The organism is Bacillus sp. 16GRE42 (assembly GCF_019837435.1).
Classification (GTDB): domain Bacteria; phylum Bacillota; class Bacilli; order Bacillales; family Bacillaceae_G; genus Bacillus_A; species Bacillus_A wiedmannii.
The window spans coordinates 887,925-905,649 of the sequence record NZ_JADAXF010000001.1 but is presented as its reverse complement, the minus strand read 5'-3'; the positions used below and the strand labels follow the sequence as shown (position 1 = coordinate 905,649).

Here is a 17,725-nt window from a genome sequence, read left to right as displayed (position 1 = left end):
TTACTTCCATAAAGGAAATGATTAATTTTTTTGACTTAAAATCTAATTAGACTAGGAGAGATAACAAATGGAAATAGGTATTACGTCTTTTGTAGAAACGAAACCAGATGTTCATAGTGGTGAAGTGATAAGTCACGCACAGCGATTGCGTGAAGTTGTTGAAGAAATCGTTCTTGCTGATCAAGTAGGACTTGATGTGTTTGGTGTTGGTGAGCACCATAGGGAGGATTATGCAGCATCCTCTCCAGCGATGGTTCTATCAGCGGCGGCACCACAAACGAAAAAGATAAGGCTTGCGAGTGCAGTAACCGTGCTTTCTTCAGCTGATCCTGTGCGTGTTTTTCAGGATTTCTCTACACTGGATGGCATTTCAAATGGACGTGCAGAGATTATGGCGGGTCGTGGTTCCTTTATCGAATCTTTTCCACTGTTTGGTTATGAATTGAAGGACTATGATGAACTGTTTGAAGAACATTTGGACCTACTGCTCAAAATACGTCAGTCCGAAAAAGTGACTTGGGAAGGCAGACATCGACCGGCAATCAATAATTTAGGTGTGTATCCAAGACCTGTTCAAAATCCTTTACCGATATGGGTTGGTAGCGGTGGGAATCAGGAATCTGCTATCCGTGCCGGTTTTCTGGGATTACCACTTATGCTGGCGATTATTGGTGGTAGCCCAATGCACTTTGCACGAATTGTACAACTATATAAGAAAGCGGCGGCTCACGCTGGTCATGATGTATCAAAACTTCAGGTGGGGTCTCATTCGATTGGATTTGTTGGAGAGAATACGGAATTGGCAGCAGATACATTTTTCCCTTCCACTCAGGCAGGCATGAATAAACTTGGTAAAGAGCGGGGGTGGCCTTATTATGATCGTTCCAGCTTTGATACTGCACGAAGTTTTGAAGGAGCGTTGTATGTTGGTGATCCAGATACGGTCGCCGAAAAAATCATCCATCTTCGTAAGCATGTAGGGATTACACGCTTTATGATGTATGTACCATTAAGTACCATGCCACATGATCAAGTCATGCGTGCCATAGAATTGCTTGGAACAGAAGTTGCCCCTCGTGTGAGAGAGGAAATTGCCAAATGGGAAGCTGAAGGAGAACAGGAGACACATCTATTCCGCTAATTATTCGATAAGGATTGCATCAAGTCTCATTATTTAACTGGAGGAATTTATATGAAAATTGACAGTCGAGTATTACCAGAATTAAAACAGGCTTTCTCACAATTTCCAGGCTTTCAATTAGAGGGGGATTTAGAGGTGAGTCGAAGTCTCTTGTCGAATCCACATTTGGAAAAATCAGAGCTTGTACACATGACCAAGCGAATGATTCCTGGCGCAGCCGGCGAGATGTTAGTTAAAATTTATGAACCCGTTGAGAAAAATCTTGATAAACTTCCAGCTATGCTGTGGATTCACGGTGGTGGATACGTAATGGGCCACCCTGATATGGACGATGTTTTGTGTGAACGCTTTGTTCAGACTGCTGAATGCGTTGTTGTGTCTGTCAATTATCGACTTGCGCCCGAAAACCCTTATCCAGCGGCTATTGAAGATTGTTATGCAGGCTTGGTTTGGATGACAAATGAGGCAGACTCGCTTGGAATTGATGTAAATCGAGTTGCGATCGCCGGCGCAAGTGGAGGCGGTGGGCTAACAGCAGCGCTTGCATTAATGGCTCGTGATAAAGGAGGTCCATCTATTATTTTTCAGATGCCGCTGTATCCGATGCTTGATAGCCACAACATAACACCATCAAGCTATGAGATTATAGAAGAAAATGCAACATGGAATAGATCAAACAATTTAACGGCTTGGAATATGTACTTAGGAAAGAAGAACGATACTAACGAACAATCTCCCTATGCCGTACCTTCGAGAGCAGACAACTTAGCAGGACTACCGCCAACTTATACATGTGTAGGTCAACTCGATTTATTCCGAGATGAAATTATTGAATATGTAACACGACTTGCACAAGCAGGAGTAGATGTTGAATTTCATCTCTACCCCGGCTGCTTCCATTGCTTTGAAGTACTTGTGCCTGAAGCCGAAGTGAGTCAGCGTGCCAGTCAGAATTATTTTGATGCGATGGCACGGGCGCTTCATCCATAACTTATCTTAGTTCAGTCATCGGGGTGTTCAACTGAAGGCATGAGTGATAGCTCTAAATTTATTCGATGAGTAGAGATTACAGAAAGAAGTACAAATAGTGCCACCATATACTTTAAATTTTGCCCCTTACTCATTGATTAAAAACAGGAAATACTGCAAAGGTGGAATAGTTAACCAAGGTGTCAAAATAGTGTGCTAGCAATTCAACTTTTTTACTGCAGTTACGATGATAAGCACAATCAACACTTTGGAGCGTTTTTTTTCGTAAGTCGAGTTACTTTTTTAATCGCATTCATACTAAACAGCAGCAGGAAAGGGCGCCAATTGAACATTGGCACCGTTTATAAGAAGCGATAGACTGCATCCTTAGCTGGATCTTCATTTCAAGCTCGGAAAAAATAGAATTAAGTTCTTTTGGTAGTTGATGATATTGGTTATTTTGAGCTATTGTAGTTAAGGCACCTCTTCGGTGGTAGTGATTTCTAGGTAATCTCACTATAACAAGAATCGAGGTGCTTTTCATTTTACTCAAGTTGTACAGTACACAATTGATAGACTCTAAATTCAATATTGCTAAATCTCCCAGCTTATTTTATAGGTGCGAAAGTTGAGTTATTTAATTCCCATCTTAATGAAGAATTATTGAAATATATTTCTCCATTAGAATGGGAACACATTAATATTCTAGGAAAATACCGATTTAGTATAAAAGAAATTGCATCATTAGACTCCCTACAATCACTACAAACGACTTAACAGTAAAAAGCCAATTATTCTCTTAGAGTACCGGAAATCGGCTTTTTCTTATGAAATTTTGCTTAGCGTACGAAATTCGCGTTTTGATGGTGCTACCCCATTATGCTGAAACGGAAAAGAACATCTGTGGAACTAGTGGTGACAATAGAGTTGTTCCACAAATGAGACAGAAGAATAGTGTGCCCTATATAAAGGAATTGTGATATTACGATTGTATAAACTGTATCTATTGAAAATAGAACAAATAAAAGCTAAATAACAATAATATAATCTCTTTTCTAGATATGCATTTATCAAGAATCAAAGAACTTAATACCACTTAGTACAAAAGCATCAGAACTAGGGCTATAACCAACTAACTTTCTTGTTCCTTCAATATCAATTCGTTTAAACCTGTTGTTAGATACACCATGTAAAATTGAAAATGGAGGTAAGTTCTTTGCCGTCATCGACTTTAAGAGAAGGTCCATAAAATCTTCTGGGTTTAAGTATGTACTCATATCTCTAGCTGTTAGTGGTTTACCGTATGGATTATTATACGAATAGCAAGACTTTGTAACCCTTCTTCATAAGCAAAGTAAGAAGCAACAGCCTATGCGAAACACTTACTTATCCCGTACATATTTTTGGGTCTCGTGGGTGAATAAGCATGTGGTTGATAATCCAAAGGATAGCCTTCAATTGTTTGAGCACTGGGAGCAACTATCACTTTGGATACATTATTATCACTAGCAGCTCTAAAAATATTATAGGTTCCCTTTATATGATTTTCTAATAAGGAGCCATAAAAATCAGCATTTGGCGAAGGATTACCTGCCAAGTGTATAACTATATCTATCCCTTTCGTAAATTCTTGACAAGCAGCTAAATCAGAAATATCTAAATATATGATTTCATGATTTATATCTTTAAAAGTTTCTAAAGCAGATAAGTTAATATCTGCTAGCCGTAACTAGTAATTCCCTTGCTTATCTAGGAATCTTGTAACATCTTGGCCAATCTTACCTGCAGCACCTGTAACTAAAATTTTTTGCATTTCACTTTATCCTTCCATAAAAAATATATCCCTTGTCAAGGGTCATATAATAGAGCATGCACTTATTGTATGTTGGTAATGGCATTAAATAAAACGAAGAAATATAATGGAGGCATGAATAAAATTCATGAGGAGGACCATAGTTCACTTAAATTAACAAATAATGATTTGGAACGAATGTGCAATCAAAGTTGACACGGCATTTACGCATTTGATGAAAAATAATTAGTGGGTATGGGACGTGTTATTTCAGATGGTGTAATTACTGGAGTAGTTTGGGGAATATGTGTTCTACCAATCTATCTGTCCGAAGGAATCGCCGCCATGTACAAATAGCGCTGGGAAATTGAATCATTTTTCCGCTGGATTTAGCTGAATTTGAACGTTTTCGTATTGTTTGGCACAACATCCAATGCGTTGTTCAATCAGTTATTCACAGCTATAATTGCCTATGCTTTGCTGAAATTTCTTCGTGCATAAGGCCAAAAGACAAAATAAACGCTTGTCATTTGCAGGTTTCACACGCCTGTTTTTTTGTGAAGCCTTGTCAATTGAGTGGAAAATTAGTTTGAAAGAAACACTTGAATTCTACAGGTCGATAAATCAAGAAACTGTATTACTTTGGTTAATCAACATACGTGTTAATTTATAGTATAATGATTGCTTGAAATAATGCGGTGGAAAACAGGGAAAAGAGGGAAACGATGCCTACTATACTAGTTGCTGACGACGATGCGAACATTCGCGAACTCGTCTGTTTATTTCTACGCAACGACGGATTCGCAACAGCTGAAGCAGCGGATGGCAAGGAAGCACTGGCTGTCTACATCTCAACGAATGTCGATCTTGTCGTACTTGACATTATGATGCCGATTATGGATGGTTGGACGTTAAGCAAGGAGCTCCGAAGAGCCAATCCTGATCTACCTTTACTTATGCTGACTGCGAGAGGAGAAACATGGGAGAAAGTGAAAGGTTTCGAACTTGGGACGGACGATTATTTAACCAAACCATTCGATCCGTTAGAGTTGACGGTTCGTGTTAGGGCACTACTCAAACGATACAAGATTGGCTCCACGCAGACGATCCATTTAGGGAACGTCATCCTTGATCGACAGACCTATAAGGTGATGAAAGGGACGGAGTCGCTTACGTTGCCGCTAAAGGAGTTCGAATTGCTGTATAAGCTCGCTGGAACACCCGGACAAGTCTATACGCGCGTGCAGTTGATCGATCAGATTTGGGGTATCGATTACGCCGGAGATGATCGAACGGTAGACGTACATATTAAACGGCTGCGTGAACGGTTCGCGACAACACCCGATTTTCGGATCGAAACGGTGCGCGGGCTTGGGTATCGGCTTGAGGTTTATGAATGATCAGATCCTTATATATACGTGTTGTCCTGACATTTTTAGTCTCCATCATCGGGGGCACGATCATTTCTTTTTTGGTGTCAACTTGGATATTCGAGGATAAATTGAACGAAAACGCTCAAATCAACTTACGTAACTTTGGCCAAGACATCGTCCGGATTTACAAGACCTTTCCGTTACGTGAAGCGGACTTGTTCGTAAGTGAAATGAAGCAGCTCGATTCTTATTATATTCGAATTTACGAAGCAACGGGTCAGTTCAAGTCTTACGGTAAACTTCACGGACACAAACCTGCGCCTGTGACGATGGAGCAACTAAAGAAAGTATTAGATGGAGGTGTTGTTCAGGACACTCCTAATGGTATTGCCACGGTCCTCTTAGGGCTACCGTTGAAAACGGAAATGGGAACGAAAGCGATATTTTTGGAAGCGCTCGCCCCTCCTTCAGCCTCTTTTGTCACAAAGTGGGCAGTGGTCTTTGCAACATGTTCGTTGATTGCAGGAAGCTTATTGATTCTAGTTGCCTCTGTATTCCTGGTAAGACCGATAAAAAAGCTGACAAAAGCGACCAGGCGGATAGCATCTGGAGATTTCAACGTCAAGTTGAATATTAAGCAAACGAGTGAGCTGGGTACTTTGGCTCGCAGCTTCGAAGAAATGATGCACGATCTGCAGCAACTTGAGCAGATGCGCAGGGAATTCGTAACGAACGTGTCGCACGAGGTTCAGTCTCCGCTCACTTCGATATCCGGTTATGCTCTAGTGCTTAAGCAAGTTGACCTCTCAGAATACGAACGAAGCCGTTATCTTGATATTATCATCGCTGAAGCGAAAAGGATGTCCAAAATGAGCGATAACCTGCTAAAGCTGAGTTTTCTTGAATCGCAGTCAAAGCAACTGCGGCTCGTCACGCTCAGCCTCGATGAACAAATCCGACGGATAATTGTGGCGCTCCAGCCACAATGGTCTGCTCGCGATATACATTTCGAGCTTGATTTACAGACAGTTAAAGTAACGGCTGATCATGACCTGTTAAATCAGGTTTGGACGAATATCCTCAGAAATAGCATCAAATTTTCCGAGGATGCCGGCGTGATTAACGTAAGCATCAAACAAGATACCAAAAACGTGACAATCCTAATATCCGACACTGGTATTGGTATTCACCTTGACGACCAGAAGCGTATATTCGAGCGTTTTTTTAAGGCTGATCGTTCCCACAGTCGCAAGTATGACGGAAGTGGTATGGGACTTGCTATCGTTAAACAGATCGTGTCGCTTCATCAAGGTGACATCCGAGTGAAAAGTGAACTTGGTCAAGGAACGACCTTCATTGTCACTTTGCCAATCACTACACCAACAGATTAGTTAGATTCATTCTCTATGCTACGACTCATATGCAAGCTTACTTGCATATGAGTCGTAGCATTTTTTTTTTGCAGTTCATATTCAGTTCATATTGTCGTCATGGTGAGTACATCTTCATTGATTAAGTTTTCATTACAGGCACATAAAGGAAGGCAAACAGATCAGGACAGGAGAAGATGACAGTGACACAACAAGAGGAAAAGAAAACGCTGAGTGGAATGAAAATAAAGAAAGTGCGAAGCATCTTACTTAAAACCATAGGAGCAATCGTTCTAGCCATTGTACTTTTTTTAGGTATTGTTTATATCGTAAATGTGATGAGTAGTCATTCGGAGCAAAAACGAATAGTGCCCTACGGGCAGCACGTATCTGTAGACGGGAAAAACATGAATGTATTAATTCAAGGCGAGGGCGAGGAAACAATCGTGCTCCTGCCTGGTTATGGAACAGCTACTCCAGGGCTTGATTTTAAGCTTCTTATCGATGAATTATCTCCATTTTACAAAGTTGTTGCGGTAGAGCCTTTCGGTTATGGATTAAGTGATGAAACTGTAAAAGAGCGAACCACGGAGAATATGGTAAGTGAAGTTCATGAAGCTCTACAGCAGCTTAATATTAACAGATACATGCTCATGGGCCACTCCATTACAGGTATTTATGGAATTGATTATGTGAACAAATATCCAAACGAGGTGACTGCATTTGTCGGAATCGATAGCAGTGTTGCAACACAACCGGGTATGGATATCAATTTCCCATTAAAAACGTTTGCATATCTCAAAAAATCAGGTCTCTTAAGATTGGCTATGAAAATTAGTGCTGACCCCTATGCTGGACTGGCATTTGATGAAAAAACCGTAGAGCAAATGAAAATGATTTCGAATAAAAACATGTATAATGACACAACCTTGAATGAGATGGACCATATTTCGTCTAATTTTAAAGGGGCTCAAGGTTTAATCTTCCCTAAAAATCTTCCACTTCTTCTCTTTGTACAAGCGAATAATGAAGATGTAGCAGGATGGATACCTCTGCATGAAGGGCAGATCAAAGACTCGGTACATGGAAAAGTAGTAACCATGGATGGATCACATTATTTACACCATACCAAATTCAAAGAAATCGCTGAAAACGTTAGACTATTTATAAAAGAAGTAAAGTAAGTGTTCAGAGAAAGGTTCATTCGTTATTTTATGCATTTGTCTACAGTCTGCAAGACCATCATTTCGATGGTCTTTTTTATGTCCAAACAGTTGTATATTTCCAAACCAAGATTATACTTTCGCCTGAAAGATATTGGGTTGCATTTTCATATTAACTAACGAGGCAGGTGTGCGGCCGAGCCTAGGTCGTATCATATAACGGGTGGGATTCCCGTCGAGTAAGAACTAGCCATTCGCTCGTAGCGAGTCTTGGAGGGCTAAAGGTAACTTTAGTCTTTAAGCGTAAACAGTTAGGTGGCGGATTTGCTTTACTGATCGTTCTATTCATCCTGTTAATCATTATAGGATGTAGTTGTTGGGGCGGCGGTAGCGGCGGATTCGGTTACTAAAAAAAGGGGCACTCATAAGAGTGTCTTTTTTCTCAATATAAGAACCCTAAGAATATGATATTATTTTAATGCAAATTCCCTTTTGTGCAATGAGATAGTAATGCCCAATAAAAAACCCACCTATTTCCGTAGGTGGGCCTTATCTTTATTACACAATATCAAAGTATACTCTCTTTTTCTCGTGAATTTTATGTAATTATACATATTTGTAAAAACTACATAAAATAAATATTACATGTAGTAAAATATAAATTGTGGACACGTTCTATAAAGCTGATTCTCCGATTAGAAGGCGTAACACATCTCAACCATATAGGTGTGGAGTTGCTTTAATCTAGCCAAACAAACGATCTTGATTCTCTTGTATTTGTACACTAACAATCTGTTGAAAATAAATGATTCTGTTTTATAGGACGTGTTTACTTAATGTCCAATACATAGTATTAAATTAAAGTGGTTCAAGTCGGAGGAAGGCACCTTAGGGTGTCTTTTCTTTATGGGGTCTCATCACATCGCCATCAACTAAAAAAATATATATAACCCCTAAAAAGGAATTTTATATATTTTCAATTTGAAGAGATCAATTTTCTCGTTTGAGGTATTTGTTTACCTTATCATGAGGACAATAAAGTGTTTTATACTATATTTTTTGAAATATCAGTAAGTTATTCGATGAATTAATAAGTTACTATTAATCCATAAATAGTAACAGTGCAGTAATCCAAAAGAAAAATGCTCAAATCGATAAATAGGAGAGAATTCTAGATGAAGGTAAATCAGAATATTGTTTTAAAAATTATTGGGTTAGAATTTTTATTAATGATTTTTTACACGCTTAACGGGGCCTATCAAACTATTACTAAGCCATCCAGTCCGGTATTACAATTTATTGGACTTGTTCTGTCCTTACTTATCGTAAATAAGCAATCAATTATTATGAACATTACTTTCCACACTTTTAATAATTTCTTTAATTTTATGGGGAATGTTCAAGCCTCGTCGCTTTTTGCATATGTTATTATTGCAATTTTATTCTTCTACACCATATATTTATGGAAACGTGCTAATAAAAAAGAGTGTATTTGGCAGGAAATAAATATAGCAGTTTGAGTTGTGATATTACCTTTTCAGTATAGAGGGCAGCCTGGTACCGCAATATTACCTTTAAAGGGGCTTGCTGCATGCTCATCAACTTAAGAGGTTAATTGTTCCACTAAAATGAAAAAATACGTTATTCTTTCTGTAGAATCATAGGAAAGGATGGCGTTTTTTTCATTCTAGGGGGCATTTCTTTTTATTAGCTTGATAGCGATGTGGCGGTACCCCATTAATAGAAAACTACTGCAAGAGTTATAGTTTTATGTTTTTATTTCCCTTTTGGCATTTATCTTTTAATCAGATGAATGTTTTTTTAGTACATAATAAAAAAATAACCAGAAAAACTGTCACAAAATCCGTTTTTCTGGTTTCTCTATAATACAGGCATCAAATTGAAAGTGAGGTTTAAACTAACATGTTAACCATAAAAAATGAAGAAAGTCATGCTTCTGATATGCCTTTTGAAGGTTTATTTAAGCAGTACTATGCTTATGCTGTGAAACAGATTATATGGATTGTTAAAGATCAATCTATCGCTGAAGAGTTAGCACAAGAAGTATTTTTACAATTATATCGTAATGACTGGAAAGTAATTGAAAACATACCTGGATGGTTGATTAAATCTTCTACTTATGTAGCTTATAACCATTTGCGATCTGAAAAAAGGCAACAAGCGAAGATTGATAAAGAAATACAATACCATGAAGTACAAAATGTTTCATCATTAGACGATGATTGGATAAGAAAAGAGGAAATTACAAAGGTACAAACGATACTAAATAAAATGAATGATCGAGAACGAACCCTTTTACTAATGAAATTCTCTGGTTTTCAATATAAAGAAATTGCAGAAATACTTCAAATTGAAATATCTTCTATTGGAACATTATTGGTCCGAGCCAAAATGAAATTTCGCAAGATTTATAAACAAATGGAGGAGGCATAACAAATGAAATGTTATGATATCGGATTTATTCAAACATATATTGATGGAGAACTTCCTCATGATATAAGAAAGGAATTCACAAAGCATCTAGATACATGTGAAGCATGCCAAGATTTATTAGTAGAAATCAGCAAATTAAATCAATGGGAAAGCGTAATGCTAGATGAAGAATCTGCAAATTCACCACAAGAAATCAAAATTGATATAGAACAAGCATGGAAAACATTTGAAAGTCGTTCCAAGCTAGACAATGTTTCTAATATAAATCACAAAAAACAACAGAAGAAGGGACTCTTTACAAACATGAGTAAAAAATCAAAACGTTTCATGTATACAGCAGTAGCTGCAGCAGCACTTTTCACAACTGCAATGATTCCACAAGTACAAGTAGCGGCTACAAATGTTGCCTCATATTTTTCTGATGCAATTACAAATGATAAAGTTGTAAATGAAGGAATACAAGATGAAAATGGTGTCACACAAGATATGATGAAGAATGGTAAATATATTCCTATTGATGAAAAAATTACAGATCAAGGTATTACTGTACATTTCAAAGAATTATATATCGCAGATTCACGTATATCAGTTCATTATAGAATGGAAAAAGCTGACGGAAGTTTAGTACCATTTGAATTTGATACATCAGGATTAGAGCTCGAAAGTGATGGTAAAATTAATGGGCAACAAGAGGAAAACCCTGAGATTAAACATGAAGGGAGACTATCATTTATCCATGATTCAGATGACCGTCTTCCTTTTGAACTTATGGCAGCAGGTAAAAAATTAAATGATGTAGGCATTCGTGATAATGATAAACCCGAAGGTGTTGCTACATTTGTTATAGTTACTGGAGGAAAAGACGATTTTAAACAGCCCCTTACTTTAGATGTAAATATAAATAGAATTGGAAAAGTAATTGGATCTTGGAAAGGTGAAATTCAAATTGATACTTCACATCTGAAAAATAATACTAATTAAAATGAAAAAAAGAATAGAACAATATGTATCTAATGCTCAGTTTATATGTTTTCTTGTTTTCGTTACATTTATTTCTTATATAGTTTTTACTGTATCTTTTATTTATGATTTAAGTTTATAACCTTAAATCAATCATTTAAGACCATTACAAGAAAAACCTTCCTAAAAAGTAGGAAAAAAAATAACCGGTCCCTTAACGTATAAGGAATCGGTTATTTTGTATCTGAAATGTGTCTAAACTTACAATTTTCTTTTTTGATATGGTTCCCCTATAGAGAAAGAATTTTTTCGTTTAGGGGGTACTTCAAAACCTTAACTTGATGGCAATGGGGTCCCGCCAACATAACGCGAATTTCGTATGCTAAGGAACTTTTTATTTGAAAAACTTGGTTTTCCGTACATTAAGATTGTTCCATAAACGATATTTGATGTTTGATATAAAACTTTGTTTTTGTTCATGAGTTTTTGAACTGAATTTTAAACATATTTCAGTCAGTTTTGATAGATATAAATAAAGTTCCTTAAATGACCGTTTTAGGGACTATTTGGACTGGTTAGTCAACATGTGATACCGCCAGCATTTCGAAAAAAACATGCTAAGCAAATTAAATAAGAAATAAGCAGGTTTTTATCACGTTAAGAGTAAACCGATTTATGAAAAATAAAATTCTTAAAAAATGGAGAGCCGATACCATAAACCTGCATTATTAATGTAGAATTTCGATGTTGGCTCTTTATTTACTAAAATAGCAAGTTAGTGAATAAATTGTTCATATTTTTTCGAGAGGAGGTTAAACAATGAGAGCGCCGTATCAAGTATTGATATTTCCTTATATAAAAACTGATGATTCCATTCAATATGGCATTTTTAATCGAAGTGATTATGGTTATTGGCAAGGAATAGCTGGTGGTGGAGAAGATGGTGAGACTCCTATTGAATCAGCAAAACGGGAAACGTTTGAAGAGGCTGGTATTATAAGAGAATGTCCCTATATAAAACTAGATTCTGTGTCTTCACTAACAGTAGAGTATGTAGTCGGTGAATTTCTTTGGGGAGAAGATGTTTATGTAATAAAAGAATTTTCTTTTGGAGTTAAAGTTCCTACAAAAAATATTAAATTATCTAAAGAACACTTCAAGTATAAATGGTTGTGCTTTGAGGAAGCTGTAACGCTTTTAAAATAGGATAGTAACAAAACAGCTTTGTGGGAATTAAACAAAAGGCTGTTAAAATAATTTAAGTGTTAGTTAACAAAGCCGATAATAGAAATCACACATTAAACATATATTTATACGCTTTGTTACTACACGCTAAGGAATAGTAATAAAAAGATGATGCCGATAAAACTATATAAAAACCAAAAGAATCCTAAGATGGGGAATGTTTTATGAAAATTAAGCATAGTAAACCTCCTTGGGTATATAAAGGATTATAATACATCGTTGGTCTATTTAAAATACTAACCATGAATTGGATGGCATTAGGCATGGTTAAACTAATAGAAATGATACATTAAACGTATTTAATGAGTCTGCTAGGTATAAAGATAATTGATAATCATACAATGATATGGAAGGGCCTTTTCTAACGTGTTAGTTACCTCAACGTATATGTATCTCTTGGCGCCTGGGCGAGGGTGCTTTTTTTATTGCACATTTATAATATGGACAAGCATAATATTATGTAACAGGACGAGTTCTTCGTGTCCTATTCAATGCTCAGGATCAACCCCAATTCACATTGAGAGCACCAATAGAGAGGGTGCTCTCTTTTTATTGAATCTACATTTATTTTTATGCCTAATGAATTCGCTAAGTGGATACTATTTCATGTAAAATGGTGATTTTATTTATATTTTGGATAGATTTTTTGCGAAATATGTAACTAGAGCCGTATTTAAATTGAAATATGATACGATAGTTGTATATATACATTTAGATGGTAAGAGGGGATAAAAGTTGATGAAAAACCATATAAAAGTAAATGGAAAACTCCTTCAAACAAATATATACAATTTTAATTTTTTTGGAGGCGTTTTTCAATAAGTTTTGCTTTTTCATTCACTTTTGTTGTATATGTGAAATCACCGTAACAATATGGATATCTAAAATTTTGTTTATTTCCACCACAAGTGTATGTAGCTGGATTCTGATCAACTTTCAACTTAGAAAACTGTTTAGCTGTATCTTCCGAGTGTTGTTTAGCTTCTTGATTGGCAATAAAATCAATATAGCCTGGCCCCATATTATAGCTTTGAATAATTGTCTCCATACTAACACCTTTTTCTTCTCCATATCTATACATTTGAACAAAGTGCTTTACCCCTTGTTTAATGCTCAAGTTTATCTCTTGGATTTCATTTGGCTTTAATCCAAGTGATTCGGAAGATTGCATAGGGTCGTTGCCCTCACCCCTACTCTCGTGGTACATAATTCCTAGTAAAATTGCTGTTTTTTCTCCCAAATTATATTTTTCTAATTCTTTTTTCATGATGGGCTCATATTGCAATAAACGTTCCTCGGTAGCAAACGCTTTATTTTTTTGAGTATTGGTTTTGTCATTAAAATATAGTATCCCGATTATTGTTCCTAACCCTAAAATACTAATAAAGAATAATATAATAGTTTGTACTTTTCTCTTATTCTTCAAATATTACTCCTCCTTTTACAAGAAACCCTATTTTCAATGGTGGCTGGTTATTAAAAAAATTCAATAATTCTCTATTTCCCAGCTTTTTTAGACTCGAAAATTTTTTTCTAAATGCTAAGTTTAATAGAAAAATTTAAAGATAAGGTAAAGATAAGATAAAGATAAAATAAAGTCTATTTTTTAGGGTATCCATTATGTGTTCTAAAGGCTTCAGATTCAAGTGATATATTATCTACATAACCCATAAGAGAGAAGGAGGTAAGCAAAATGTCACTTGAAACAGACATAATTCTTTCTTTATTAGATATAAAACTGTGGATGGCCCATCATTCGGAAATTAGTCGCTTAAAAATAAAAAAAAAATTAAAATCAGAACCGTACCTCAATAAGTCTTCAAGTGTTAATAAAAGAAAACTATATAAGGTGAGAGAATAAAGGTTCAACACCAATGATTATCAATAATTGAAGTGCTAATGATTATAATAAAAAAGAACCTTCAATAGGTTCTTTTTTATAGTTGGTAAATACGTTATCAACAATAGATGGTAATAAAGATAGAAATTTAGACACTTTTTATTAATGGGCTAAGTTTTCTTAGGAAGAAATCTATTTCTCATGACTGATCGCTAGATATAACAGGATATATCATTTGTTAATTTGGGTGGGTGATTTAGCTTTTTGAGTTTACCACACTAAAATTTAAATTTTGTTTAGGGACAAAATGTTACATTCTGAATTAACAGAAAATTAATGTGGTAAAAATCCTATTAAATCTTTTATCAGGTAACTCATATTTCTTTGGCCTTATTTTCATGGTATTACCGAACGTTTATATGTCTCTAAGGGAAAGAAATACTTTAAGTTTTATTACCATCTAATGTTTGATTAAGATGGTAACATGAAAATAAAACGTTTACAACTAGAAAATAAAGAAAAAATATAAAAATTCGACTTTTTTCGACATTACGACTATGAGAGAAAGAATCTAAATTAAGTAAATCTTATATTTAGAGGGGATATTTACCTTATACATAACGGTTAAAACATTTGCAAATGTTTCACGAGTAATTAAAAACGTCGAATATAAAATTATATTGTGACAATTTTAAACGAACATACTTTATAATTCATACTTAGACTAATAAATTAATTACTAATAAATTAAATAAGCTATATTTAATAGAGTATAATACGAAATATTTAACTTAAATATTCCATATTATATATAATTATGAATCATTTAACATATTAGTTGCGGAAAATTTTGTCATAAGATAATTTAAATATTAAGCACAGAAACATTTCAAAGAAAAAGAGCTATTTTAAAATGTACCCTAAAAACGTTTTTCCTAAAAAGTAGTAAGATTTTGCAAAACGTTTCTGTGCCTAAGTAGATGAAAATAATATAATAAATTATTTAAAAGAGATAAAAATAAGTTGCTTTATGGAGAAATATACATCCCATACTATTAGAATTATGTCAAATTGTAGTTTGTAAATTACATTTCAAAGTATAAAAGGGGCATTTATTGCATAAAAAAGTAGCTGTACAAAAGTACAGCTACTTTTTTCTTGAAAACATTATTATGCAAATAGCATACTTAACGTAAACTTGCGCTTAACGGTACTTGTGAATAAATTGTGAAATTGCTACTCTATGTTTCTAACTAACATTTTTGCACCAGAACCATACAAAAAGAGGACGAATAGTTACGTCCTCTTTTTATATGGGTATATTAGCCACAAAATAATATCATTTAAATAAATCTTCTATTATATTAGCAGGGGATAGTGATAGAAAAGTGTGTTCCTTTTCCTAGTTCACTTTCTATCTCTATATCTCCGTTTAATTCTTTAATAATACTGTACGCAATCATAGTACCAAGCCCAGTACCTTTTTCTGTTGTTGAATAAAATGGCAAGGCAATACGTTTTATTTGTTGGGAAGACATTCCTATTCCTGTATCAATGATATCAATTACAATATTATCTTTTATTTTTTGTATATTTATTTGTAATACGCCACCATTTTTCATAGCCTCAATTCCATTTTGTATGATGTTGGTTAGACATATTTTTAATTTTTCAGGATTAGCATTTATGTAAAGGGAATCTGTTGTAATATGCTGTTTTATTTCAACATTATATGAAAGAGCGAGTGGTGAAATATTATCTTTCACTTGATTTAATATGTAATTAATATCTAGTTCCTCTTTTATAATATTTTGTGGTTTGGTTAAAGATAAATAGTTATTAATAGTAGATTGTATTTGCTGCATTTCAAGTAACATAATTTCTAAGTACTTATCTTGAGACATCTTAGCACTCTCATCTTCATTTAGTAATTGAGTGAATCCACGTACCGTGGTCAGTGGATTATGAATTTCATGCGCGATCGATGCAGCTAGTTCGCTAGCTATATAAAATTTTTCTGCTCTTTGCATTCTTTCTTTTATTTTATATTTCTTGATCATTCCTTCTATTAAATAAACTGATAATAATACTGTGAAAATATTTATGATTATATAATTGAATAAAAATTCAATGAGAGTAGAGTCAATTTTACCACCTGTATCTATTTGCGTTACAATACCGCAGATAGAAAGGGAAGTTGTACATATCAAAATAAGTAGAATACTTAATAATATCTTCTTTTCCTTGAAATAAGTAGGTGACAAGTAACGAAACATGATTGTAATAACAGAAATAATAGTAAAGATAATAAATGATGGGAAGACTCCGCTTCCACCTAAGTAAAATCTATAAGAAAGATATAAAACTCCAATACAAATAATGCTCTTTGTATTTCCATATAGAAAAACTAATATAATGGGAATAAAACGTAAATCATAAATGAACCCAGCGTGTAAATGAAAAGGAAAAGTCATACAAAAAATAATTGCAATGGAGGAAAGTACAGAAATTAATATATTATTACATGCCATTTTTTCTTTATGTTCTAGCCAAAATACTTGGTAACTAAGGATACAAATAATAATAATAAATGTATTTAATAATAGTGTAGGAATTCCCATAGTTTATACCTCTCTGAGAGTTTGTAAGTAGGATTATGTCTGTGTTTAATCTAGGTGTTTGATTTTATTAGATTTTCTATCTTTAAAAAAAGAAAAGGAAGGGCACTTGAAAAAGTGCTTTTTTACCATTTATATTAAAATTGATGAGGAAGATAGAATAAAAAGTTACTTTTACTTATGAACAAAAAAATTGAAAGTAGCCCGTGTATAGGTAAAAGATGAAGCAAATTACTGAAATAGCTACATTTCTCTGGAGTGAATATTCCGAAAAAACATTGTATATGGCGAAATCCATTTTATAACCTTCGTCATATTAACATGCAACTTATTAAATTACAAAGAAAAAATTAAAAATTATTATTTTTTTGTTATTTTAATTTATTTAAAGACGTAAAAGTATTCAAGAGGTTACCATTGAGATGCTAGGGTACTTAGACCAATATTCGAACTTTGTAATAACGTTGTTACTTTTTTTGCTAATATTCTTAATACTAATTTTAGTATAATTAATTAATCGAAAGTTCTGATAATTATTTACATACCCTTTTTTTTATATCATTTTATATTAAATACAATGATATTTATTGTCACATAATAATGCAAATTTCCAGTAAACTAATAGAAAAAATCCTATAAAAACATAATTTACAATCTTTTATATAAACATTGCAGGTGTAAATGCAATAAAATTTCATTATTAATACATATATTCAATCTGAAAATATCTGTTTACATATTAAAATATCTTTGTAGTGGTCCTTCATGCCAAGAATCGTTTCCGTACTCCCACTACCGTT

Annotated in this window: 12 protein-coding genes and 3 pseudogenes; 12 read left to right on the top strand and 3 right to left on the bottom strand. The window is 34.4% G+C overall.

Annotation, left to right across the window (positions count from 1 at the left end):
* Positions 1-67 precede the first annotated feature (67 nt).
* Positions 68-1,141, top strand: a complete 1,074-nt coding sequence (locus tag ILS93_RS04660; RefSeq protein ID WP_064475923.1) for an LLM class flavin-dependent oxidoreductase — start codon at positions 68-70, stop codon at positions 1,139-1,141.
* A gap of 51 nt (positions 1,142-1,192) precedes the next feature.
* Positions 1,193-2,131: an alpha/beta hydrolase gene (locus ILS93_RS04655; RefSeq protein WP_064475922.1), complete on the top strand. Its 939-nt coding sequence runs from the start codon at positions 1,193-1,195 to the stop codon at positions 2,129-2,131.
* Between the two features lie 1,049 nt (positions 2,132-3,180).
* On the opposite strand, the pseudogene ILS93_RS04650 reads toward ILS93_RS04655, so the two are convergent.
* Positions 3,181-3,923: pseudogene (locus ILS93_RS04650) on the bottom strand (NAD-dependent epimerase/dehydratase family protein).
* A 114-nt stretch (positions 3,924-4,037) separates the two neighbouring features.
* Between ILS93_RS04650 and ILS93_RS28645 the strand changes: the two are divergent.
* From ILS93_RS28645 to ILS93_RS04610, 9 genes and pseudogenes are all read left to right on the top strand, one after another.
* A pseudogene (locus ILS93_RS28645) lies at positions 4,038-4,241 on the top strand (hypothetical protein); the annotation flags it as partial.
* Between the two features lie 386 nt (positions 4,242-4,627).
* Complete coding sequence (locus ILS93_RS04645) at positions 4,628-5,302, top strand: response regulator transcription factor (protein WP_001142154.1); 675 nt, start codon at positions 4,628-4,630, stop codon at positions 5,300-5,302.
* Positions 5,299-6,666: a sensor histidine kinase gene (locus ILS93_RS04640; protein WP_064475920.1), complete on the top strand. Its 1,368-nt coding sequence runs from the start codon at positions 5,299-5,301 to the stop codon at positions 6,664-6,666. Before ILS93_RS04645 ends, ILS93_RS04640 begins: the two co-directional genes overlap by 4 nt.
* Positions 6,667-6,848: 182 nt before the next feature.
* Positions 6,849-7,829: an alpha/beta hydrolase gene (locus ILS93_RS04635; protein WP_064475919.1), complete on the top strand. Its 981-nt coding sequence runs from the start codon at positions 6,849-6,851 to the stop codon at positions 7,827-7,829.
* A gap of 293 nt (positions 7,830-8,122) precedes the next feature.
* Positions 8,123-8,218, top strand: a pseudogene (locus ILS93_RS04630) (YjcZ family sporulation protein); the annotation flags it as partial.
* Between the two features lie 765 nt (positions 8,219-8,983).
* On the top strand, positions 8,984-9,328 hold the full coding sequence (locus ILS93_RS04625; RefSeq protein WP_064475918.1) for a hypothetical protein: 345 nt from the start codon (positions 8,984-8,986) through the stop codon (positions 9,326-9,328).
* 403 nt (positions 9,329-9,731) lie between these two features.
* Complete coding sequence (locus ILS93_RS04620) at positions 9,732-10,262, top strand: RNA polymerase sigma factor SigX (protein WP_098103465.1); 531 nt, start codon at positions 9,732-9,734, stop codon at positions 10,260-10,262.
* Positions 10,263-10,265: 3 nt separating this feature from the next.
* On the top strand, positions 10,266-11,243 hold the full coding sequence (locus tag ILS93_RS04615; protein WP_098103464.1) for a DUF4179 domain-containing protein: 978 nt from the start codon (positions 10,266-10,268) through the stop codon (positions 11,241-11,243).
* A 798-nt stretch (positions 11,244-12,041) separates the two neighbouring features.
* Positions 12,042-12,428 (top strand): NUDIX hydrolase, encoded by a 387-nt coding sequence (locus tag ILS93_RS04610; RefSeq protein ID WP_098103463.1) that lies wholly within the window; start codon positions 12,042-12,044, stop codon positions 12,426-12,428.
* Positions 12,429-13,260: 832 nt separating this feature from the next.
* On the opposite strand, the gene ILS93_RS04605 is transcribed toward ILS93_RS04610, so the two are convergent.
* Entirely contained in the window at positions 13,261-13,893 is a 633-nt protein-coding gene (locus ILS93_RS04605; RefSeq protein WP_048565956.1) for a lysozyme family protein, read from the bottom strand.
* A gap of 267 nt (positions 13,894-14,160) precedes the next feature.
* On the opposite strand from ILS93_RS04605, the gene ILS93_RS04600 reads away from it, so the two are divergent.
* Positions 14,161-14,328: a hypothetical protein gene (locus ILS93_RS04600; RefSeq protein ID WP_002137499.1), complete on the top strand. Its 168-nt coding sequence runs from the start codon at positions 14,161-14,163 to the stop codon at positions 14,326-14,328.
* Positions 14,329-15,671: 1,343 nt separating this feature from the next.
* On the opposite strand, the gene ILS93_RS04595 is transcribed toward ILS93_RS04600, so the two are convergent.
* A complete protein-coding gene (locus ILS93_RS04595; protein WP_064475914.1) occupies positions 15,672-16,928 on the bottom strand; it encodes an ATP-binding protein in 1,257 nt (418 codons plus the stop codon).
* Between the last annotated feature and the right edge of the window lie 797 nt (positions 16,929-17,725).

Bases quoted from the DNA above. Each gene is read 5' to 3' on its own strand.
- ILS93_RS04610 (WP_098103463.1), top strand. From the start codon at position 12,042: ATGAGAGCGCCGTATCAAGTATTGATATTTCCTTATATAAAAACTGAT.
- ILS93_RS04640 (WP_064475920.1), top strand. From the start codon at position 5,299: ATGATCAGATCCTTATATATACGTGTTGTCCTGACATTTTTAGTCTCC.
- ILS93_RS04595 (WP_064475914.1), bottom strand. From the start codon at position 16,928: ATGGGAATTCCTACACTATTATTAAATACATTTATTATTATTATTTGT.
- ILS93_RS04625 (WP_064475918.1), top strand. From the start codon at position 8,984: ATGAAGGTAAATCAGAATATTGTTTTAAAAATTATTGGGTTAGAATTT.
- ILS93_RS04655 (WP_064475922.1), top strand. From the start codon at position 1,193: ATGAAAATTGACAGTCGAGTATTACCAGAATTAAAACAGGCTTTCTCA.
- ILS93_RS04615 (WP_098103464.1), top strand. From the start codon at position 10,266: ATGAAATGTTATGATATCGGATTTATTCAAACATATATTGATGGAGAA.
- ILS93_RS04620 (WP_098103465.1), top strand. From the start codon at position 9,732: ATGTTAACCATAAAAAATGAAGAAAGTCATGCTTCTGATATGCCTTTT.
- ILS93_RS04600 (WP_002137499.1), top strand. From the start codon at position 14,161: ATGTCACTTGAAACAGACATAATTCTTTCTTTATTAGATATAAAACTG.
- ILS93_RS04660 (WP_064475923.1), top strand. From the start codon at position 68: ATGGAAATAGGTATTACGTCTTTTGTAGAAACGAAACCAGATGTTCAT.
- ILS93_RS04645 (WP_001142154.1), top strand. From the start codon at position 4,628: ATGCCTACTATACTAGTTGCTGACGACGATGCGAACATTCGCGAACTC.